General features: G+C 48.0%; 7 protein-coding genes. 2 read left to right on the top strand and 5 right to left on the bottom strand.

Annotated elements, in window-relative coordinates; genetic code table 11:
* Positions 1-227 precede the first annotated feature (227 nt).
* Positions 228-18,020, bottom strand: a complete 17,793-nt coding sequence (locus tag H6F51_10185; protein MBD1822859.1) for a DUF4347 domain-containing protein — start codon at positions 18,018-18,020, stop codon at positions 228-230.
* Between the two features lie 577 nt (positions 18,021-18,597).
* Between H6F51_10185 and H6F51_10180 the strand changes: the two genes are divergently transcribed.
* Positions 18,598-19,347 carry a hypothetical protein gene (locus tag H6F51_10180; GenBank protein ID MBD1822858.1) on the top strand — a complete coding sequence of 250 codons (750 nt, stop codon included), beginning with the start codon at positions 18,598-18,600 and terminating at the stop codon, positions 19,345-19,347.
* Positions 19,348-19,403: 56 nt separating this feature from the next.
* Here H6F51_10180 and H6F51_10175 read toward each other — a convergent pair whose 3' ends face one another.
* Positions 19,404-20,486: a GNAT family N-acetyltransferase gene (locus H6F51_10175; protein ID MBD1822857.1), complete on the bottom strand. Its 1,083-nt coding sequence runs from the start codon at positions 20,484-20,486 to the stop codon at positions 19,404-19,406.
* A 250-nt stretch (positions 20,487-20,736) separates the two neighbouring features.
* On the opposite strand from H6F51_10175, the gene H6F51_10170 reads away from it, so the two are divergent.
* Complete coding sequence (locus tag H6F51_10170) at positions 20,737-21,609, top strand: metalloregulator ArsR/SmtB family transcription factor (GenBank protein ID MBD1822856.1); 873 nt, start codon at positions 20,737-20,739, stop codon at positions 21,607-21,609.
* A gap of 316 nt (positions 21,610-21,925) precedes the next feature.
* On the opposite strand, the gene H6F51_10165 is transcribed toward H6F51_10170, so the two are convergent.
* From H6F51_10165 to H6F51_10155, 3 genes are all read right to left on the bottom strand, one after another.
* Entirely contained in the window at positions 21,926-22,669 is a 744-nt protein-coding gene (locus H6F51_10165; protein ID MBD1822855.1) for a hypothetical protein, read from the bottom strand.
* Positions 22,670-22,775: 106 nt separating this feature from the next.
* Positions 22,776-22,967, bottom strand: coding sequence for a hypothetical protein (locus H6F51_10160; GenBank protein ID MBD1822854.1), 192 nt, complete (start codon positions 22,965-22,967; stop codon positions 22,776-22,778).
* 14 nt (positions 22,968-22,981) lie between these two features.
* Positions 22,982-23,461, bottom strand: a complete 480-nt coding sequence (locus H6F51_10155; protein ID MBD1822853.1) for a hypothetical protein — start codon at positions 23,459-23,461, stop codon at positions 22,982-22,984.
* Positions 23,462-23,759 lie beyond the last annotated feature (298 nt).

Here is a 23,759-nt window from a genome sequence, read left to right as displayed (position 1 = left end):
TTCCCGGCTTCGGGGCTTTGAAACACAACTTATATAGCGGTGAGATTTAGAAGGCAATTGTGAGACTTAGAAGGTTTCTCGAATGAGAGAGCGCTAGCGGGAAGGGTAGAGAAACGCGATCGAAAATTCAGGTGGCAATAGCCTAAGCGGCAATAATTTTTGAGCGAAAGGGACTGGTGGAAAGAGGCAGCCCCTATTCGCTATCGCTTCATTACAGCCCAACAGGATTACTTGTTTTCTAAGTATTTCAAGGTGCCATCCTGCTGACCGAAGATCGCGTCCGAATCCCCGTCCTTATCAATATCTGCAAAGATAATTGCACTAGTTGAACCGATGCCACTGATATTGGCGAAGGGATTCGCACCTGACTCATAGCTAAAGCTACCATTGGTATTCCGGTAGTAGGCAGCGCCAACTTTGTCGTCACCCACAAACATATCTAGATCTCCATCTTTATCAAGGTCTGCAAAATCATAGCGAGTGTTAACACCAATACTCATTCCATTGAATGGGTTTGCCGTTCCGGTAACTTGCGTAAAGCTGCCATTGGTATTGCGATAGAACGCGATCGAGCCTGTTGTGCTAGACGAGCTACTTGCATTGGTGATGAATGCATCTAAATCGCCATCTCCATCAATGTCTGCGAATGTAGGAGCATTAGTGGTGGAGGTTAAACCAGGGAACAAGGTAGTATTCGTGTTCAGAGTAAAGACACCGTTGGTATTTTGGTAGTATCCGATCCCCCCTTTAGTTCCGCTAATAAAGGCATCTAAATCACCATCACGATCAATATCCGCAAAAGAGATACTGCTGTTATTACCCCAAGTGATTCCATTAAAGGGATTAGCAGTTCCAGTAACTTGGGTGAAGCTTCCATTGGTGTTGCGATAGTAGCGAATCGTTCCATCAGATGATCCTACAAAAGCATCTAAATCGCCATCTTTATCAATGTCTGCAAAAGCAGGAGTTGCTTTGTCACCAACATCTAACCCGGTGAAGGGATTCGCTGTACCAGTACGCTCTCTAAAGGTTAATCCAGTGATTGACAGAGAGACAGTTGCCGTACTGGTACCACCTTTACCATCGCTAATGGTGTAGGTGAAACTATCACTACCTGTTGCCCCCGACTGCAAGGACGAGAACTTGCCATTAGGATTGTAGGTAAAGGTGCCATTACTATTTATGGTCAATTTTGCACCAGAACCGAGCGTGATCGTAGAACCAGAGGAGATTGCGGCTCCATTCACCTGAGTGATGCTGAAGGTATCTGCATCCATATCATAGTCATTGCTCAGTACGCTGATTGTAGTCGTGGTGTCTTCATCAGTAGTTGCGCTATCGGCAACAGTAACAGGAGCATCGTTGACTCCAGTAATCGTCAAGCTGACGGTCGCAGTGCTGATACCTCCTCTGCCATCGCTAATCGAGTAGGTGAAGCTATCCATTGCCGACTTTCCGCTTCCCAGATACTCGAACTTACCGTTCGGGCTGTATGTAAAGGTCTTGTTGGCATTCAATGTCACCTTTGCTCCAGAGGTGAGAGAAATTGAAGAGCCAGCGGTCATGGAAGCGCCATTCACTTTCGTGATGCTTAGCGTATCGGCAACATTCGCATCAGAATCATTGCTTAATGTACTAAAGGTAATCGCGGTATCCTCATTCGTTGTTGTGCTGTCAGCCGAGGCAACAGGTGCCGTGTTGACGTTCTCGAAGTAATTGAAATTACCATCGAATTCACCGATGAAGGCATCTAAATCGCCATCGCCATTAATATCAGCAAACGCGATCGTTGCATTTTGTCCTACATCTACCCCATTAAACGGATTGCCACTTGATGCAGCAAAGCTGCCGTTTGTGTTGCTGTAGTAGCTGATAAGGCCAGTTGATCTTCCAATAAAGGCATCTAAGTCGCCATCCAGGTCAACGTCAGCAAAGGATATGCTAGCGTCATCACCAAAATCTAGCCCATTAAAGGGATGAGCACTTCCAGTCACTTGAGCAAAGCTTCCATTAGTATTGCGATAGAACTTAATCGTGCCGTCAATGCTTCCTGCGAAGGCATCTAAATCACCATCATTATCGATATCGATAAAGCTAGGTGCAATAGTGTCAGAAATGTTATTAAAGGGATTGCTAGCACCAGTGACTAGAGAAAACCTACCATTGTTGTTTTGGTAATAATTGATACCGCTCTTAACATCACCAACGAAGGCATCTAAATCGCCGTCCTTGTCAATATCTGCAAAGGAGATCGAGGCGCCGTACACCCCATTCAAGAGATTAGAAGTTCCAGTGACTTGAGTAAAGCTACCATTAGTATTCTGATAGTAGCGGATACCCTCAGATGCTGCCATAAATGCATCCAAATCGCCATCTTTATCGAGATCTGCAAATGTTATGTTGCTGTTATAGCCGACATCCACACCATTGAATGGATTGCTACTTCCTGTCCGTTCGAAGAAGCTACCACCTTTAATCGTGATGGTAGCAGTAGCAGTGCTGCTTCCTCCTTTGCCATCGACGATTGTATAGGTAAAGCTGTCGGTCGCTGTATCACCCATATTGAGTGCAGCAAATTTACCGTTGGGGTTGTAGGTAAAGGTACGGTTGGTGTTGTAGGTAAGCTTTGCGCCGGAAGTCAGCGTAATCGTTGAACCAGGAACCATAATCTTGCCATTGATCCGACTGATACTAATCGTGTCGCCCGTATCAATATCAGAATCATTGCTCAAGATGCTAAATGTAGTCGAACTGTCTTCATTGGTCGTCACACTATCTGCATTTGCAGTAGGTGCATCATTCTCTCCAGTAATCGTGAGATTAATAGTTGCGGTACTGATTCCCCCTTTGCTGTCACTAATAGTGTAGGTGAAGCTATCGGTGCCTGTTGCACTCTTGCCCAAATACTCGAATTTGCCGTTCGGATCATATGTGAGCGTACCGTTGGCATTCAGCGTAACCTTAGCTTTAGAGTCAATCAAGACACTAGAACCAGCACTCAGCATGACGCCGTTTATCTTTGTGACGCTAAGGATATCTCCCACATCAATATCCGAGTCGTTACCTAGAACTGCGAATGTCACCGTTGAGTTTTCGGTGGTGGTCACGCTGTCAGCTTTGGCTGTGGGAGCATCATTAACCCCAGTAATTGTGAGATTAATGGTTGCAGTACTGGTGCCCCCTTTGCCGTCACTGATGGTGTATTGAAAGCTATCGGTGGCTGTCTTCCCAATTCCTAGATATTCGAACTTACCGTTCGGATTGTAGCTGAAGGTGCCGTCCGCATTGAAAGTTACCTTCGCACCAGACGCCAGCGTTAGGATCGAGCCAGCACTAATAGCGGTGCCATTGACATGGGTGATACTCAGTGTGTCTCCCATGTCAGTATCAAAGTCATTGCTGAGCGCCGAGATGGTCAACGTCGTCGCTTCATCTGTGGCCGGACTATCGTCTATGCCGGTTGGTGCATCGTTAATTCCAGCGATCGTCACGGTGACCGTTGCGGTGTCCGTTCCGCTAGAGGAATTGGTTACACCGTAGGTAAAGGTATCGGTTGCGGTCTTACCTACTCCGATGAATTCAAATTTGCCATTGGGATTGTAGGTGAAGCTGTTGTTGGCATTGAAGGTGACTAATGCACCAGAAGTCAGGGTCACTGTTTGGCCTGCCGTGACGCTGCTGCCGCCAATTTCTGAAATTGCGATCGCGTTTGCAGGATAAAAGTCGACATCATTGCCCAAGACAGTAAACGTAGTCGAGGTTGCTTCAGTCGTCGTGGCGCTGTCGTTTCCAGCAACCGGCGTGATTTTCACCGTTTCGATATTGCTGTAAGCGATCGTGCCTAAACCTGTACCCGTAATCGTTCGGTTCGTCTGGTCCCATGTGCCGCCCGTACGGGTGGGTTTCACGATCAGGGTATCGCTACCGCTGCCACCATTAACAGAAATGTCTATCGTTGAATTGAGGCTGTCAGAACTGCTGTAGAGCGTAATGATATTGTTGCTGCTATCGCCGGTGATGTTGACAGATCCACTTGTTCTGCCCAAGACATCAACACTCAGATCCCCAGGGGTTTGCAAATATACATTCTGAGTCGTATTCAACTTGACTTCTGTATCATCCGCGAAGTCGACTGCATTCGTAGAGGTTCCTGCAGATGGAGCAGTTAGCATCAGGAAATCACTTTGGAGATTGGCATCAGCATTATTGCTGGCATCGATAATGCCCCCCGTCGAAGACAGACTGAGAATATTTCCAGCATAGACTTCACTGATATTGAGGTTGCCGCTATTTGCGACATAGATATCTGTCTTCGCACGAGCGGTCAAGTTAGCGCCAAGAGAACCGATTTCTACGATACCACGCATCGTTGCGGTTGAGGAACTATCGTTCCATTGGCGATTACCGCCAAAGTTCATGGAGACATAATCCTCATTATTGGAATTATTCGGTTCACCTGCTGCCCAGTTACGATAGGTTGTGGTTTCACCATTTGCCCAAGCAAAGGTGCCTTCCGTCGCTTTGTCAGTTAAGCCAATCCAGAAGCCTTCTGTTGAGCCGAATGTAGACTTCAACCATGCCTCTTCGGTTGCATCATTGATTGTGATTAAGGCGCCACCTAATGCTTGCGCTGCCGTTTGAGCCGTTTCCCAGGTGGCGGTAGGATTGAGCAGGTAGAAATGTCCGTTGTATTCCTGGACGCTGAGCTCGATGATACCGCGCATCGTTGCGGTTGAGGAACTATCGTTCCATTGGCGATTACCGCCAAAGTTCATGGAGACATAATCCTCATTATTGGAATTATTCGGTTCACCTGCTGCCCAGTTACGATAGGTTGTGGTTTCACCATTTGCCCAAGCAAAGGTGCCTTCCGTCGCTTTGTCAGTTAAGCCAATCCAGAAGCCTTCTGTTGAGCCGAATGTAGACTTCAACCATGCCTCTTCGGTTGCATCATTGATTGTGATTAAGTTGCCGCCTAGGCTCTGAGCGTAGGTTTGAGCCGTTTCCCAGGTGGCCGAGCTACTCAGAAGATAGAGTTTGCCATTGTAGTAGTAAGCGTTATCTTTTAGGTCGATCGTAATCGGAGTGGTGCTAGTCCCTATGCTGGCACTTCCAGCCTCTAGAACCAGATCACCTCCGCTGATAACGTTGACTGCTCCTGATGCAGCCACGTTGACAAGGCCTTTAGTAGCCTTAATCCGCACTTCGCTGCCTGCTTTAATCTGATCGAGGTTAATGTCTTGCTCAGACCCCAGGAAGACATTGCCGCCAGCCGTGAGGTTAATTTCCCCAGTAGTATTGATGTCTACATCCTGCTTGAGGCTGATGGAGACCTTGGCGATCGAGGTGCCCGATTTACTCAGATCACTAATTTTGTTGCCCGATGCATCATAGTAGGTGATATCGTCGCGCTCTGCATAGCTGAGCGCAAGGCGTTGAGCTTCGGTCAGATCTGTTGCCCAGTTTTTAATACTGCTCCAGTTATCGATCACGACTGTACCTTCAGCGCGACCAACACCACCGCTCGTCGTGATCGTAACGTCGCCACCAGCTGTGATATTTGGATCCTCGACCATGTACTGCGTATCTGTTACGGAACCAAACAATCCGGCGGCAACCGTATTTTTCAGTTGATCCAAGCTCCACTTGCCGCCTTGGCTAAGGCTGCTTTGCTGACTAGTGCTGACGTTATACTTCGACTCGATTAACGTGGGGCTGTAGGTGCTGACGATTGTCAGGTTCTTGCCAGTGAAGTCACTGTCCTTAAATAGGTCAGTAATTACAGTAGACATGTAAGCCTCATCACCGGTTAGGGTCACACTACTGTCACTGAACAACTGATGGAGAGTATGATACTGTGCGGTTTTCTCTGCTGCCATCGCAGTGATCGCGCTATCAGTGTAGCCGAGCGTACGCAGTTGGGCTTTCGCAGTATCACTGTAGCTGTAAGCGAAGTTGGCGTTGTAGTCGTCAGCAGTATAGACTGTTTGACCTGCCCCATTCACGCTGGATTTGACGTTGCGATAGTTCCAGTAGGTATCATAAAGTTGCTCTGCCTGTTGCTTGAAGCTGGCGATCGCCTTAGAACTACGATCGGTAGTCAAACCAACTTGCGACCACAGACTTTCGAGCTGAGTTTGGGAGTAGGGATCGAGCGTTTCTGACAAGTTATTGTCAATCAATCCGCCCTTGGTGACGTTGAGGGTAACATTGTTTCCTGCCTTAGCGCTGACGAGATAAAGATCGCCATCAGTTTCCTCCAGGTAGATATCATCTGCGGCATCTAGCGTGACGCCAGAGACGCCATCAGCAGTACTGAGCGTCGCGTTGGTCTTAATACCAGAATTCACACGGACTGATCGAGTCGAGGAGCCGATCGAGCCGCTCTCAGAAGTCAGATCGATCGTGTAACCTTTTATGTCATAAGTGCCTGCACCCGCGCTCAGAAGTGAGCCTTCTGTAGACAGTGTGACTTTACCGGACGAAGAATAGCTTTCACCAGAAATCGTCACATCGCCTGCAGTGTCAGTAATAGATACATCCCCAGTTACCGTAAATTGCAACTGATTCACGTCAGTCTTCAAATCCTCTAATTTGCTGCCGGAGAGCACTAAGCTATTGCTGGTAATCGTGCCTGTAGTGGACAGGTTGTCAATATAACCAGAAGTTGATTTGAGAGTCGTGGTGCCACCCTCGTTGGTGACTGAATCTAAAATCAGAATGTTCGAGGTAGAGGTCACACTGACCGAGCCCGTGTCATAGCCAACGAAGGTTACGGCGATTGGAGAATCAGCCTTGTAGCTGTGAGTATTGATTGTCTTCTGACCTTTTTGATAGGTATCGCGGCGATAGTAGGTAGTTGACTTAAAGACCCACCAGCCGCTTGTAGTTGTCCAGGTATCCTGATCCACGAGTTGACTGTTGCTCGTGGTCACTACTTCGCGGCTGTAGTTGTACAGATTGCTGCTGGTGCCGGTTTCAACATAAGTTCCTTCTAGGAGCGGCGTTTCATCCAGCAGCGTGGTATGCGACTCAATCTCTGTCCCAGGATCTTTTGCGAGCTCATCAATTCCCCAGACATTCGATTTGGCATAAGTTTTTACTGTTTCAGTGAGGCTGGATTGCCCTGTCACCCAGGTATAACGTTGGTTTGCAAGGGGGCTGTAACTGGCGCTACGGGAATTGGAAGTCGTGGTTGTCTTGCCGCCAGATATTGAAGTATCAGTTATCGTGACATTATTGCCAACATGGGTATAGGTTGTGACGAGAGCTTCGCCATCTGCTCCCGTTCGAGCAGTATCAATAATTTTGAGTTTTCCTTCAATTCCGCTGCCACCTGTGTCAATGCTGTTGAGCGCAATATCAAAGCTCGTGTTGTTGACGATGTTGATCCGCCCAAAGCCATCCATCACTTTTAGGTTGCCGTCGCCTGTGCTGAGGATATGGCCAGTCAACTGCATGTAACCGCCTTCGATCGAGACATTGTCTAATTCAATGCGGTTTGTTTCAGCATTGTATTTAGCATCAATGCCAGTGCCATCTGTATCGGTAGACAGAGTGAGGTACTTCGTCGACGACGTTCCACCAAATTCTTTGGTGAGATCATAGCTGAATTTGAAACCAAAAATCGTAGAGTTGAGTGTGTCGCTGAGGGTAAGACTACGATCGGGAATTCCGCTCTGGATTACACCGTTGATGTTGAGATAGCGAGCATTAATAAAGACGTTGTTGCTCGCGGTAATACTGCTGGTACTGCTGGGATCTACAGAGGAGCTCCCAGTGGTTGCACTACCAATTTCATAAGTGCTGGCAGTACCGGATAATTGGCTGCGAGGATCGCCACCTACATGTAGGAAGCCTAAATCGTCTGTCAGACTCAGGCTTTGAGTGCCACTACCTGCACTGGTGAGATCGATTGCCTTATTCGCGGAGGCATCGGTTTCAGTGGAGGCAAGCTTGATTGTGTTGCTGTCAACGACGATCGTGAAGTAGCTGCGAGCATTTGTCAATCCACCAATGCTTGTACCACCACCGTTTTGATAGAACACTTGCTCGCCTGTCTTCAATCCATGGCTAGCGATCGTGATTGTATTGTTGGAGACGCTGACTTTACTAGAGGGATTAAATTCAAACACTGTGCCATTGTCACTCAAGACAAAGTCGCTGCCAGAGTCAATATCAATGGTTTTTGCATTGAGGCTACCCGTGACGACAATGCTTCCCTCATCATTCGTCAACCTGACCGTACCTTTGAAGTTGGACACAGACCCAAGAACTTCCAAATCAGGGGCTGCCGGTGTACTCACGCCCAGAGCAGTAAACTGGCTCTTCTGCACAGCAAAGGTCGGATCGTAAGTATTTTCTACACTAATCAGGGCTTCATCACTGTTGGCTGATGTCGTGACTTGGCTGAAATTAGCGGTATTGCCGCTTGTATTCCGGCTATTGATCGTCGCATTACTCGTGACCGAAGCAGTATTGAAGAGAATTCGTCCTCCTGCAATTTCTGGGATAGTGAGATCGTTAACCCGCAAGTAGTAGGGGCTACCATTTGTGATAAAAATCTTGGCATCGCCAGGCGAATTCAACAGGCCGCTACCCTTGAGGTAGTCGCCTGTAACACGGATATCGCCCACTTTCACCGTAATATCTGGTACCTCAATATACGTAACCTGTGTTACAGAACCCAGTTCTGCCAGTTTGGTTTCCCAGTATTCAATCTCAGAGGTGTAGGAGGCAACGGTACTGACGTCACCAGCGTAAGCGGCTTTCAGCTCTTTAAGTTGCAGAATACGTTGACTAATGGTGTTGTAAACATTCTCGACGCTAAGGGTGACAGTGCCAATGCCATCAGTCTGCTGCGTGATATTGATCGGATAGACACTGACACCATCCACGGTTGTCTTCGAGGTCAGGTTCAAGCTTTCATCGATCGTCAGTGTTTCCTGGTTCTCAATACTGACCTCGACCGTGCCATTGACCGTGACACCCGTTGTACTCCTGATGTCGTCAGCCGTGCGTTCAATATCTGCAACTGATGCACCTGTCAAGTTTCCGACAAGCTCTTCGTAACCGTCTTGGCTCTTCAGAACTCCCACCGCTTCAACATCGCCTTCTGTCGTGAGCAGATTGGCATCATTGACCGTCAAGATCTGGGCACCTGCATCGATCGTAATTGTATTCTCCAAAGTGACGGAAGCATCCGACGAGCCAGCACTACTAATTGGAGCAGCCGTGTAGTTCCAGACATTGGAGCGGGCATTGATGTTGATTGCATTAGTGTCGCCATCAGCATTCTGTCCTGCCAAAAGATTGACATCCTTCTCAGACCGCAGATAAGCCCCATTCTTAAGCTGAATCTGGTTTTTGGTATTCGTGGTTGCCGTTGAATAGGCAGAAGGAACACCAGCGACTCCATAGCTAGAAGCACTCGCAGTGACATCAAACTCAACCTCTGCCCGGGCTGAGAGGGTAATCTCGCCATCACTATACAGGTTGGCATCCTGGATAGCGATCATCGCTTCGTTGGTCTTTTGCTCTACTTTCGAGTCCGATCGAGCAACCGAAACGACACCGCCACTATCGAGTAGCGTATCGTCCCAGGCATAGACAGTATTCAGCGCGTTTAAGGTAATATCGCCTGTGGTAGAAATCGTGGTGTCAAAGTTATTACTGGTCGAGCTGTCGCCAATCGTAATCGTCGTCGAGTTATTAATCGTCGTTGTGCTCGATGCAGCGGGTGCATCAATGACACCTCCCGATGCTGACTCCGCGGTTTCGTCAACTAGCTCCGGCTTGAGAATGGTCTGATTTGCATTCACTGTCAAGCTAGCAGCATTGATCACTAAGTTTTGAACAGTATTGTCCGTATCAGTGCCAATTGTGACACTTGCGGTGGAATTCACTGTGTTCTCAGTGTAAGCGCCGCTCCCACCAACCACCGAAGCATTTACACTATTGGACTTGCTATTGAATTTCGTGGTTTGATCAGCCAGAATATCAATCGCGTTACTGATCTTGATTTCTACATTGCCGCTCGTGGTATCTCCATCCTCAATGCGAACCTTAGCGGTGCTTGCATTGTCTGTTGAACCTGTCGCTGCCCGTCCAGAAACAACACCGCCACCGCCCGCGATCGCGTTTGCGTAGTTGTAATCGTTACCAATCGCCTGAATCTTCAAATCCTTAGCTGTGACATTGACTCCATTGTCCAAATAGGCTTGTGTCGTCAGGCTTGACTCAGCACTAGCAATATTGTTGCCCAGCGCTAATGCTCCAGCATTGTAGCCATCTGCTTCTGCGGTCTGTTGGCTGTCAGCATCCGCTTTAATCGAAGCAGTATTGGTAATCGTTAGATTGCTATACTTACCAACATAGGCGCTTACCTGTCCTGAATTGGTGGCAGTACTTTCGCTGGCGTTGAGTGAACCAAACAATGCGCCTCCCGATCCTGTCGCCTTGGCATAGGCAGCATCTCCGCCGGTTGATAGACTTTGCTGCGCGAGGAGAGTCAAATTACTCGCACTGATTGTACTGCCATTGCCGATGTAAGCGTCGATTTGGGGTGTCACTTCAGCAGTTGCAGCAGAATAGCCTGCCTGTAAGAGTCCGGATACACTCAAGCCGAACGCAGTCGCATCCGCATCGGGTTGCGCGGTAGCGGTGATGTTGAGATTACCTGTGAGGGTGACTGTCGTTGAATCCCCAATGTAGGCCTGTACGGTGGAATCAAACGTTGCATCTGCACTATTACCCGCTCCAGAGGCCCACACGCCTCCCGCAAGTGACATCACGCCAGCATCAACCTTTCCATCGCCAGTACTGCTAATATTGAGATTGGTCGCAGTAATTGTTGCTCCAGTAACATGAGCTTTCGTTATGCTTTGGGTCTTGGAATCTGCAATAGCTGCTCCGATCGCAACTACACCTGCGCTCGCACCATAGGCATCAGTTGTGATGTCATCGGTACTATCAGTCACGACATCAATGGTTTTCGCCTTCACGCTACTGCCAGAGCCAATTCGAGCTTCGACTGTAGACTTCACGGTTGCGGTCGCTTCTGCGCCTGCCCCAGCTCCACCTATGCTTGCAGCCACCGAAGTCGCAACCGCCAGGGCATCGATATCGGGTGACGAGGTCGCTGTGAGACTGAGATTGCCATTGGTAGAAGAGACTTTTGCATTGTCGATGTAGGCTTGAACTGTATTGTTTACAGTTGTGTCAGTGATAGATACACCAACCGATGCACCGACCATACTTGCAACTAGCACGCCGCTGCCAACAGTCGGATCAAGATTGGAGGCATCGTTGGCCGTTAGAGTAATTACGTCTGCTGCTTGTACGTTGTAGCCATTAGTCGACGTATTTACGTTGCGGATAAAGGCCGCTATATCACTCGTTGTGGTCGTCGTGACGCTAGCGCCAGCGCCACTGAAGCTGGCGCTGGTTGGCGCAACTCCTACGGAAAGCGACGCAGCAACGGCAGTATTTTGCGTCATGGTCAGCCTAGACTGCGCTGTCAGGGCAATATCGTCTCCTGCGCTAATGCTCGTGCTGTCGGTTGCATTCTGCCCAATGAACGATTGAACCGTGTTGTCGATCGTATTTGTGACCGTTACAGCCCCGATTGCCAAGCTAAAGGCTGCACCTGTACTCCCAGAGATGGCAATGCTTCCACCGATGGCGACGCTTTCAATAGTGCTATCGTCGATCGCGCTGAGATTGAGATCACCACCATTATTTGCATCCGTCTTGGTGGTAATTGTGCTGCCGTTTTGGATGTAAGACTGAATGGTGTTCCGTAGAGTATTCGTTACCCCTGTCCCGGCTCCCGCGCCGCTCAAGGATGCTCCACCGCTAGCTGCAACGGAAACGGCCCCTGCGATACCCTTGGTATCAATTAGAGCGCTAGACGAAGCGGAGAGATTCAAATCGCCTGCAGTGACTGTTCCTTTATCGACAAAAGCTTTGACCGTATTGTTGATCTCGTTATTGGCGATCGCAACTCCGATAGATACAGCACCAGATCCATCTCCACTCACACCGATTGCGAGGCTAGCCGCTCCAGCATCAGCCGTAATCTCACTATCATCAGTCGCAGTCAGAGTAACCGTTTCGACAGTCGTGACTTTTCCACCGTTTTGAATCCCTGCTGCGATCGTCGCCTTAATTGTATTCTCAATGCCAGTTCCAGATCCTGCAAGGCTGATATTTCCGCCTCCTGTAGAGCCGGAAACGGCGGCTGCTCCACTGAAAGCTAAGCCATCAATCGTGGCAGTAGAGCTCGCAGTTAGTCCGACATTGCCAGCAGCATTGATAGTTGCATTGTCAACGAGAGCTTGAATTGTGTGGCCGCGCTCTAACCCAATCTTATTGGTGGCGATAGAAGCGCCGATCGACAATGATGCGCTCGAACCATTGCCCAGTGTTCCTGAGATCGCTACGCCACCGGCATCTGCGGTAATCAGGCTACCATCTGTTGCCTTCACTGTGACTGCCGCATTATTGGACGTTGTGATTGTTGCGGTGTTCTTGACTTGGGCGGAGATTTTATTGTCGATGCTATTGGTCGTGCCCGCACCCGCGCCACTGATGCTTAGACTGCCTAAATCGCCAGACGATCCAGCAGCCGAACCCCCAATACTCAACGCGTCAATTTCTGCCGTCGACTGTGCCGTGATATCAACTGCGCCAGTCGAGGTCAGAGTTGACTGATCAACGTAAGCGCTGATCGTGTTCTGAATATCGTTATTGGCGATCGCCACACCAACAGAACCAGATGCACTCGCCGAACTGCGGCTAAAGGCAATCGAGTATCCCCCGCTATCGGCAGTGATAGTGCTGTTATCGGTAGCAGTAATTGAAATCGTTCCACTGTTAGACGTTGTAATAGTGCTGCTATTTGTAACGTAAGCACTGATGGTATTCTCAATGTCATTATCTGCACCCGCCCCAGCACCAGAAAAGCTGAAAGCCATTAGAGAAGCATTGGAGCTGACGGAGGCTGCTCCCCCCAGAGCAAAGGCATCGATTGTTCCTGTCGATGTCGCTGTTACGGCAACGTTTCCAGCAGCAGTGAGTGTAGATTTATCAACATAGGCACTCACAGTATTCGTGACATCGTTAACAGATACGCCTACCCCTGCACTTAGGGAGGCCGCATTTGATTCAGGCTTGAATGCGATCGCCAACGCAACTCCGCCAGCATCAGCATGCAAGGTGGAACTATCCGTAGCACTGACGGTAATCGCACCTGCGATCGTCGTTGTGGAATTGGCAATATAAGCTTTGGTGGTATTGGTAATTTCGTTGATGGTGACTGCGCCAGCGATGCCTGTATTCAGATCAGAATTCGCTGCTCCCGATCCACCTGCGACAACAGCATAAATTTCACTCGTGTTGGTGGCAGTGACGGTAAAAGTCTTGGGATTTGTAAGTGTTGTGTTTTCCAGGTAGGCATTGGTAGTCTGACTGACGATATTTTGACCGTAGGAGCCTGCTAAGCCCAATGAGCTTGTGGATTTATAGTTATTTCCAATCGTCAGGGCAACCGAGCCACCGATCGCCATAATTTCACTATCATTGTTAGCCGTGACGCTGACAGTCGATTGATTCGTCGTCGTGACTTTGACATCCCGCAAATACGCCTCGGTGGTGTCTGTAACTTCGTTAAATGCTACGTCTCCGGAGATGCCTACCCCATAGCTTGTGGAGCCTGTAGTCGTGCCATCCGAATGATTGGTAACATCACCGCCTGTGGAAATTGCCGAGGCTAGAGAGAAGGAACCAATGTACCCATTATTCTTCGCATTGACCTTGACATTGCCACTGCTACTAATTGATGTGGTTTGATCAGTTTCACCAGAACCACTTAAGTTTCCGATTACAGCGCGGGTATTACGATCGATCGTATTGAAGCCAACGGTGACTCCCATGCCAATACTGTCGCTGACGGAAATTCCACCCATAACATTGATTACATCGCTGGTGTCCTCGGCGTTTACGACTAAACTCGCGGTTGAACCACTCACGAGGTTATCCCCAACCACCAGAGTCACTCCGTCATCAATTTGTGCAGTGGTTGTATTATCGGCAAATACCCAAGTGCCTGCGCCATTAAAGCCAAACTTGTCAGCCTTACCGCCAGAAGCCGCAATATCAATGCTCATCGTCTTGCTATCAGCATTCACCTTTAGGCTATCGGCATACAATGTCACTCCATCCTCAATTCGAGCGGAGACATCGTTTATGTAGTCCAGCACCAATACTGTTCCACCTACTGCATTACTCGCGCTTGCTCCAGCTCCACCAATACTAAAGTTTGCAGACGAAGTTTTGCCGTTCCAGGATACTCCAGGTAGAGCAATGTTACCGCCAAAGTGAACAGACTCATTAATACTATTAGATTCAACCGTCACGGTTTGCTGATCTGACCGCAGCGTCGTGTCTTGGTTGATTTTGGCGTTTTGATCGATATAAGCTTTGCTTGTATGATCCAAGGATAGAACAGTCACGGCACCTGCTGCTGCCAATTTGCTCTCGGCACTGGCTGTTGCTTGGCTCCAAGAATCAAATATGTAGTTATCCAAGCCTAAATTATTGTTAAGATAACCCGTTAAATTGCTGACAAACGTACCTGCCTTGGTCTGCCAGTCACCAGTTTCTGTAAAAGGTTCAACTAGGTTAACACCCCACTGAACACTATAGTTGTTCAGCGTGTTAGCTGTCACTGATAGGCTCTTGTAAGCGTTGACGGTTGCTGAACTACCAATATAGGCAGAAACATTGTTAGTGTAATCTCCGATCGCGACACCTGCTGAACCCGCAAAGCTGCTGGAGGATGTGCTACTAGAAGAACCGCTAGAGGAGCTGGATGAATCGCTGCTGGATGAACTGCTGCCGGAGTCATCCAGCATTGAACTCGCTGTGACATTAGGCCGGTATTCAGCCGTAGCATTAACAGCGATGCTGCCCGATTTGGCCATGACGTTTGCAGCCGAGGTTTCACCAGATTTGTAAGTATCTCCAATACGAGCCGTGACATTGTTCGTATCATCGATATAAGCGAAAGCAGCCCCAATCTGAAAGCTGGAGGTCTTTCCTTTCGTCTTACTGCTGGCCTGAGAGGACTCTGACGATCCCAAGGATGCAATTGCACTCCAAAGCCCCGCTCCAACGCTGCTCTGAATTCCAGAGAGCACATCACCCTTGAGATCACTGACGCCAGCAACAGCACTCACCCCACTCCCACTTGTCAAGCTACCGCCACCTGTCAGGATGCTTTGAATATCCTCGTTCTTCTGGCTTGCCTCGACGGTAATACTGCCTCCAGCAGTGACTTGGCCATCCATCAATGCATTTGTGCTGCCATCCTCTAATGAAACAGCAGCAGCAACTGCAAGTGTTCCATTCGAACTAGTACTTGATTTAGTGTTGGTGTAGTTACGATCGATTGTTTTCGCTGTGACACTGACATTTCCGCCTGCTGAGATCGAAGCTTGATCGGTAATTTGTGCGGTGGAATTACTGTAGAGTTCGGTAATCGCTGCGGAAGCTGCCGAATTGGTCACGGCATTTGAACTGTCCCACTTGGAGGTACTGGATTGAGCGTTGACCGTGCTATCTGTTAGTGTGGAAATAGAAACATTACTGGTGGCAGTGATCTTTCCTGCAAATGTCACTGTTGCGGTGGAATCTGCTTTGGCATAGGCAGCACCCAAAATGTAGGAGAAGAGAGGCTGAATTATTGCCTCGGTGGTCGCACTCGCAGACAGACTGACATCAGCACCAGTAATTTGCGTGTAATAATCTGCTGTAATCGTTGCCGTGGATTTGGAAACCGCTCCACCTCCCACCAGAGAATAGTTGTCTAAGAAGCTAACTGCCCAGTCTGCAACCGAGCTACTGTCATCAAACGTTTGAGCATAATCTGCAGTGGCAGAGAAAGTAACATTGTTTCCTTTCAGGATTACTTTATTGAGATTGATCGTCGCGTTGCTGGTGTCTGTCGGATCGAGTGTCGTGAGCGCAGTCTCACTGACGCTAATCTTGATATCGCCTGCTTTGTAAGTACTTCCAGTCTCGACTTGAGAGTACAGCCCGGTGTAAAGTGTACTGTCTTTTGATCCGATCGTAATTTGTTCGCCTGTTAAGGAAATCGCACCAGAATTGCCTGTAGAAGTTGCTGTGGAGTGATCTGCCCCGGAGGTGTTACGGGTTGAAAGATTGTTGCCAGCCTTCACGGTCAACGTGTTCGCCTCAATACTGAGATTGCCACCCTGTGTATAGACACTTGCGTTTATCGTAGCTGTATCGTTTCCACTATCCCCACTAATGGTGAAAGCTCCACCTGTCGTAGAGATCGTGTTGCTGACATTAAACGTATCGCTTCCGTCGCCGCCGCCAAGACTGACAGTTCCACCTGCCGTCAAGATCGTGTTGCTGATATTAAACGTATCGTTTCCGCCGCCTCCACTAAGACTGAAAGAACCAGCCTTTGTATCGACAGCTTGGTTGAAGGTGATCGTATCACCATCATCGCCAGTCTCGATCGCAAAGGTTCCACCTTGGGTACTGATTGCAGCATTAACTGTAATGGTATCTTCCCCACTACCACTATTGATGCTAAAACTTGCACCCTTCGTATCGACAGCTTGATTGAAGGTAATCGTGTCACCATCATCGCCAGTCTCGATCGCAAAGGTTCCACCTTGGGTACTGATTGCAGCATTAACTGTAATGGTATCTTCCCCACTACCACTATTGATGCTAAAACTTGCACCCTTCGTATCGACAGCTTGATTGAAGGTAATCGTGTCACCATCATCGCCAGTCTCGATCAACAGGGTTCCACCTTGGGTGTTAACCGCGGTGTCAAACGTAATGGTATCCGACCCCATCCCTGTATTAATGCTGATATTGACAGCGCTCAAGAAACTGCTGAAATCTGAAGAGAGGACGATCGTGTCATCACTATTTCCTGTATTAATCTCAAAGGATGTGATGGCGCTGAGCACTACACTGACGCTATAGGTATTAATGATTTTGATATCAGATCCGGAAATCCCAATCGAATATGCATCTTGGTCATTGTCTGTGACGACGAGATTGCTACCACTGATCGAAACCGTGAGCTGATTCTTCTCAACGTCTGTCTCACCGGTCGTCGAATACACAAATTTGCCATTGGTGAGAGAAGCAGTTGCCAGAATGTGCTGATAGTCAATATTGGATAGGGCACTTGTGTCGATCGTCCCTGCACCAAATTCTAAAATCCAGTCTCCACCGAGTGCCGCAGTCCCGGTCAAATCATCCGATGCGGCAACATCTGCCCCGGTTAGCTGGCTGATCTGCGTGATAACTGCTTGCCCTTGCTCTCCTGCTGCCACATCACAGCCATAAATCAAAATATCAGCATCGTCGGTCAGGCTAGTTTTCCAGGCTTGTAAGCTGTCGCGATAGCGATCGAGCGTTTCCCCACTCAGGTCAGCATTACCTAATCGCAGCGAACCTGAATCGCCGTGAGAAATGATATGGATCGCAGAAATTCCCTGCCGTTGGGCTAGAGCCTCAGTGATCTGCTCAACACCATCCTGTGCTGCATTTAAATAGATGATTTGATTAGAAGAAATTCCGGCGAGGAGGCTGGCTGCATCCTCTACCGTGCTATCGACAAAGAATAGCTCCTGATCCCAATTTGTGTAGGGCGCAACACTGTTTGGTGTGCTGGTTGTCGGGTTTGACCAGGGAACGATCGGAAAAGAACGGTCTGCATTCTGACGAATGATGTCACTGCTTCCCGTTCTCAGTTCAGCTTCAAGTCCTTGTGTTGTGTCTGATGGAGTCTCAAATTCGCCGCTGAAGAGACTAGACTGCTGAGAAGTTGAGAGGGAGAACGCATGAGGAATGTTTGCCCACGGCGACTGATTTGTAAGTCCTGTTTGCAGTTCGACTGGTGAAGTTGTTAGTTGCTTGAAAGACTTAGCATCAGAAAAAGACGCGCGGTTAAAATCGGAACTCATCGTTCAATCCCCTGAGAAAAAAGACTGCGAAGTTATGAAAGTGAATCAACAGGGCAACACAATTTAGAGCCAGCAGTAATAGGCAAAAGCTCGCTGAATTGAAGCTTCTGCCTATTTGACAAGGGCGATCTGTTGAGTCTTGGTCTTGTACAGAAGGACTCTATAAATCAGAGCGTTCAATGTCTACAACGGCTCTAGCACATTAAGCAGCGCTGTTACGATCGGGTTTTACTGTGGAGCAGGTCGCTAGACTTTGCGATCTCAACACGCTTATAAATTCAGTATTATCTACCTATAATGAGGTAAATTGACCACTTGCGTGAAGGTAGAAATACTGAAATTCTGAAAAATATTAGCTTACGAAATATTAAGAAGTGCACAGCAAAATAGCTGACAAAAACTCATATTGATCTCATACAAATTCACGTTTCTGACTCCGGTAAGTTGCCTATATTTCAATGACGCTTAGCATTCACCGTTTATACTCATCTTTTTTCATTTCAGAGCGAAGACAATCGGAATCTTCATAAATGATAGGGGCATGATAAAAACATCAAAAATTTTGAGGACAGTCTGAATGGATACAGCCTTAGTATTGGAGAAGTCTTCTGAGCAATCCCTAGAGCAAGCCGCACCCCAACTCACTTCAGAAAACTCAATCGATATCCAGGAGCTTTCGATTGTGATCGTCGCCAATGAACTAAGCGCGGCACTGCTCAATCCAGAATTCTTTGTTTTTAGCGGCATTGTTCCTCGCGAGTGGCAACTGGCTCGAAATTCCGTAACTTCTCAGCAAGTCACACAACTGGTCTTTCAAAATGGGATTAGCCTTCTGGTTGAACCTGGCAAAATCTCATTCTCCGAATCCATCAACGGCAAAGCTCAGGAAGACATCGCGATCGCCAGAATGGCAGCGAAATTTGTTGAAACGATGCCCAAGGTTGATTATCAAGCGATCGGTATCAATCCCAAACGAATCGTGACCTTCCAAGATCAAGCGGATGGTGCTCGGAAGTATTTGCTAGAAACGCTGCTCTCTCCGGGCGAATGGCAGCAGTTTGGACGTGAACCAATGCAAGCTTCACTTAATTTGTCTTACCTGCTCGACGACTGCCGCTTCCAACTCAGCATTCATCCAACTCAATTGCGGTTGTCCGACGACTCGCAAATTTCAGGACTGCTCTTTTCTGGCAATTTCCACTATGAGTTATCGGTTGTTGAAATTGATGATCGCTCAAAGCTAATCGCTCAAGCACTTTCCAACTGGTACGGGCTGCTTGAAGCTTACCGATCGCTGCTGAAAACTAAGTTTCAGATAATAGTATAAACAAAGCCTTAACGAATTCAGGGGTATGTCGGTTTCTACATCCCTCTGAATTAGGACTAATCTAAGACTTTATAGCTAGAACGAGACTCAGAAAGATAAGTGGCATAGGGCTTGTAGTAACGATCAGTGCAGCGTAGCATCGGTAGATTCTCACTCGAAACAGCAGTCGTCGCATAAGGAATCCCGCTTTCAATTTGGCGTTTAATTGCTTCAGTTAGAAGCGAAAATCCACGTCCCAAGCGCTGAAACTGAGGTTCAACGTACATTGTGGAATAGCGAATTGTATCGGTAGCCACACGATGGTTGATTGTCCAACCAACCACTTCACCTTGATAACGCAAGCCTAAACTATTGATCGGTTCAAGCCGAGGATCGGAATGAAAAGGATTGAGGCTTTCGGGATAGGAGCGGCGGTGTAAGATACCCCCCCGTTCTGCTTTGGTTAATTCGAGCCAGGGAAAAACGGTAAATTTAGGTGGCAGTGGGTATTGATACACCCAAGGTGCTTGCTTGAGCGCTTCGATCGTCGTTTTGGTAATGAGAAAATCGGTTTTGGGAGCCTGCCATCCTTGATGGTTTAGGATAGCTTCGAGCGCCTGATTGGTCAAATCGCTGACTCGATAGCGAATTTGAACTTGGGGACATTTAAGCCGACGTAATGCTGTTTCCACATAATGGAGTAGTTGAGCACCAACGCCGTGTTGTCGGTATTCAGGTACAACAAACAGAGAAAGAACTTCCGCACCTTCTGGCAAAAGCTCAATGATCGCTAACCCAACCATTGCTCCACCCACGATCGCGACAACGCCACCGAGATTACCTCGTTGCTGATGGGTTTGCCACCGTTTCTGAAGGCTAGGAAATGTCAGTGCCTCAAACTCCTGGCAATTAGTTAGTGTTAAGTTATAAACCCACTGATATTTCACGGAGTAGTTCTCAGAAGTCATATCGGCAGGCTGTGTATTGTGTTTAGGGGAAGGGGATGCTGGTGACTGTTGCTCTGATGAGAGCATTTCTGGTTGTTCTGTCTCTGATGAAGTTAAGTTTGAGGAATTCTGTTCTGATGAGGGGTTTTCTGGTACCTCTGAGTCTGGACGATTGCCAAATAACCCCAATGCTTTTTTTAACAAACCACTCATTGCAATAATCCTATAGATTCATTTCCCAGTTTTCCCGGTTCTTTTTCCAATTCATCTCATAATTCATATCTACTGCGGTACAACATACAGGTACACAGGATGACCACACAGCCGACATTGCATAGATCAAGCTTGAAAGTAGATGTTAATTTTATCCGAACTCCCGCTCTCTGATGCACTACCGTTTAGTTTCAGTTTTTATTTCGACTATTCTAGAAATATAAATTATTTCGATATTTCTAGAAATGGCATGAGCAACCCTGCCCAATATGTTGATGTCTTTGCTGCCCTCGGTTCTGAGCCTCGTTTAGATATCATGCGACTGCTATTCGCGGCTTATCCTCAAGGAATGACTGTCGGGGAACTGCAAGCACAACTGCAAATTCCCAACTCCACGCTGTCGCATCACCTGGAAAAGCTGCGGGTTGAAGCCCTTGTCACGGTACAGCGCCATCACCAATTCCTCTGGTACTCTGCCAATGTGGAAACAACCGAAGCGCTGCTGGCATTTCTTTACAACGGGTGTGCAATTCGGCAGCCCGCTTCTCAACAGGAGCAAGCTTATCAACGGCTAGAGCTAGAAGTCGAAACGATTCCATCGCGGGAAAAATTTATGTTTGAGAATTTTTTACCTTCAGTCCAAACCTTTTTGAGCAATTGGTTTGGGCGAGTTGCATTGCCAGTCGGGTTTGAGCGATTTACTCAGAAAGCCATTCAAGCTATCTTTCTTGCTCAGAATGAGTCGCGCCGCTTGCAGCATCAGTATGTTGGCACCGAGCAGCTTCTAGTGGGCTTGCTGTCAGAAGAAACGGGCATTGCGGCTCAGGTTCTTAGCGCCGCAGGAGTTAGGTTGGATGCTGTGAAGCCTGTGATCGAGCTCCAAATTGGGCGCGGTCATAGCACTCGGAATGAGGTTCCCTTTACGCCGAGAGCGAAAACCACTCTGAATATTGCCCTCAACCAATCCCGTGAGTTGGAACACTCTTATATTAGCACCGAACATCTGCTCCTGGGTATTTTGGTCGAAGGGCAAGGATTGGGTGCGATCGTTTTAGAGCAGTTAGGCTTTAGTTGCACACTGCTAGAACAACAGGTGCGAACTGCTTTAGATCAAGCGAATTGATCGAATCGCATTGAAGTCACTGTTTCAATTTGTCTCTGTCCAGCAGACCATTCTGTCGCTTTATCCCTTGTGTCATGGTTCAACTCCGACAGCGATTCCTTCAGCCCTCTTGGTTGCTCTTGGTCACCTACGTTATCCTGCTACATCTTGCCTAGATTATGACTTGGTTACTGTTTATCAGACTCAAAACCACTGTATTTCCACAGCTAAACCAAGAGGCAGTTGCAGCAGTCTGGTGGTTTATGGCACATTTTGTTGTCTGGCTTCCACCAGTCTTTGCTTATATCTATTGGATTGAGCGCAAAAATCCGCTTGTCTATCTGCTCCCCGCTTTCAACACGAGACATTGGGGAATTGCAGGGACTTGGGAATGATTGAACTTTGACCAAACCTCAGCTTCCCACAGTTCTTGAGCAGTTAGCGGAAGTACACCGAGTCCCATGCGAATCGTGAGTTGCTGCTTCCAATACAGATAGCCTGCCTTGAAACCTTGCGTCAGCACATGCTGATAGCGAAGTTCTTGAAGTTGGTCTCTTCGCCCCTTCAAGGCTTCGTAATGCTCGACTAACCAAGCGATCGCCCGCTCGATCTGATCATGAGTTTGGGCCTTTCCGGGTGCGATCGTGTAGGTTATGAATAATACAATCTCTTTCGGTTGCCAGAGTCCTTGCTCGGTCAACTCACGAGTCACTCGTTGCTCACTAAAGAGCAAAAACTGAAGCTCAGGAATCGTGGTTGCTTGCGCTAATTCTTCTAGTTCTTGCTGCCGATCAGAATCTTTAGCAAAGGAGCGAAAATGAATGCGAAGGCCTTCACCTTGCGGGAGTCCTCGTAAACCTTCCTCTAGTCGTCTCAAGACCGCTTCAATTTGGTCAAAGGACATCAGCGGATGAATGCCCGTGAACCGAAAGCCAAAGCGCAAGCAGTAGCGATCGCCCTCACGCAGCAGAAATCCGCCAATCTCCTCTTCTGGCGTAACGATGCGAAACGGACATTCTAGATGGGATTCATTTTCAAACGGCTTAAAGGCGAGTTTTTCAATGCTGAGTTTTTGGGGCATGGGACGCTCCTGACAATAAGCGTTGATACGGTCGAAACTTGCACGTCCATTGAGGGACGGACACAAATTTGTTGAGCAATTTCCAGTTCTTGTCTCCGGTCAAAATCTACCAGCTTGCAGATCCCCAAAGGGCAAACAAAGCAACCCAAGTGAGTCCCCCACCAAGCAGTAGTTCAAAGACCAGATAAGAGACTCCGATGCTGATACCAATCGGGAAAAGCTGACCAACGGGAATCGGACCAAAGCTAGGGGTATGACCCAAGCTGGGATTGATACGACGAAACTTCTTGTCTGACATAACTTTGCAAAGCTCTATCGAGTTGTTGTCGTGGTTGCAGTTGTAGAGAGGAACAAGGTAGACATCCCTTCAACCAAAACAACCACCATCAGCACCGCGAAAGCATTCCAGGCAAAGGGCTGCCAGTTCTCACCGTGTCTTGCTTTTTCTAGTGCTAGTAACACAAATGCGGCTCCCAGAGTGAACGCACTAATTCTAAGAAAGCCAAAGATCAGGGTGATCATAGCGCTATCGATGTACATACCAAAAATCTGAGTAGTGTACTTCTCAGCCGTATCAAAGATCGCTGCCTGTGCAGGAGTGACGATAAGGGCAAATAAGCTAATTCCAGAGATCGCACATAACCACTTCCAGCATTGGGCAAGCTGAAGTAGTTCTGGTAGCAACCGCATTGCCAACGGTGCTAAAAGAACATAGGCAGCAACGAGATTGAATGCGATTAGCGCAAAGCGCAACTCCGAAGGAACCGCACATCCTGGAACTTTTGTCGCCATGATGCTCGTCACTATTAGCAGCACTGTGGATAGCACAATGATTGAACGGGAGGATATCGAAAGTAGTTTTGAAGAACTGCGCGATCCTTCAGAGCTTCGCGGAGCGAATCGATCCTTAGACGAGTTCTTGTGAGTATGGGAATGATTGAAAGGCATCTGATGTTTTGTAATTTGTGCAGGTCGATCTGAGCCAAAGTTCTGCCATCTCAAGTGATGCAAGATGACATAGAACCGCCACAAATTAAGCAGAAAGTCTGACCGAGTTTAGCGAATCAGATCGATGTGATCCCTCATTTGT

It is taken from the genome of Cyanobacteria bacterium FACHB-DQ100 (assembly GCA_014695195.1).
Lineage (GTDB): Bacteria > Cyanobacteriota > Cyanobacteriia > Leptolyngbyales > Leptolyngbyaceae > Leptolyngbya.
This window is presented reverse-complemented; position numbering and strand designations above follow the sequence as displayed.

Excerpts from the sequence above, each read along its gene's own strand:
- H6F51_10170 (MBD1822856.1), top strand. The coding sequence starts at position 20,737 with ATGAGCAACCCTGCCCAATATGTTGATGTCTTTGCTGCCCTCGGTTCT.
- H6F51_10185 (MBD1822859.1), bottom strand. The coding sequence starts at position 18,020 with ATGAGTTCCGATTTTAACCGCGCGTCTTTTTCTGATGCTAAGTCTTTC.
- H6F51_10180 (MBD1822858.1), top strand. The coding sequence starts at position 18,598 with ATGGATACAGCCTTAGTATTGGAGAAGTCTTCTGAGCAATCCCTAGAG.
- H6F51_10175 (MBD1822857.1), bottom strand. The coding sequence starts at position 20,486 with ATGAGTGGTTTGTTAAAAAAAGCATTGGGGTTATTTGGCAATCGTCCA.
- H6F51_10155 (MBD1822853.1), bottom strand. The coding sequence starts at position 23,461 with ATGGCGACAAAAGTTCCAGGATGTGCGGTTCCTTCGGAGTTGCGCTTT.
- H6F51_10160 (MBD1822854.1), bottom strand. The coding sequence starts at position 22,967 with ATGTCAGACAAGAAGTTTCGTCGTATCAATCCCAGCTTGGGTCATACC.
- H6F51_10165 (MBD1822855.1), bottom strand. The coding sequence starts at position 22,669 with ATGCCCCAAAAACTCAGCATTGAAAAACTCGCCTTTAAGCCGTTTGAA.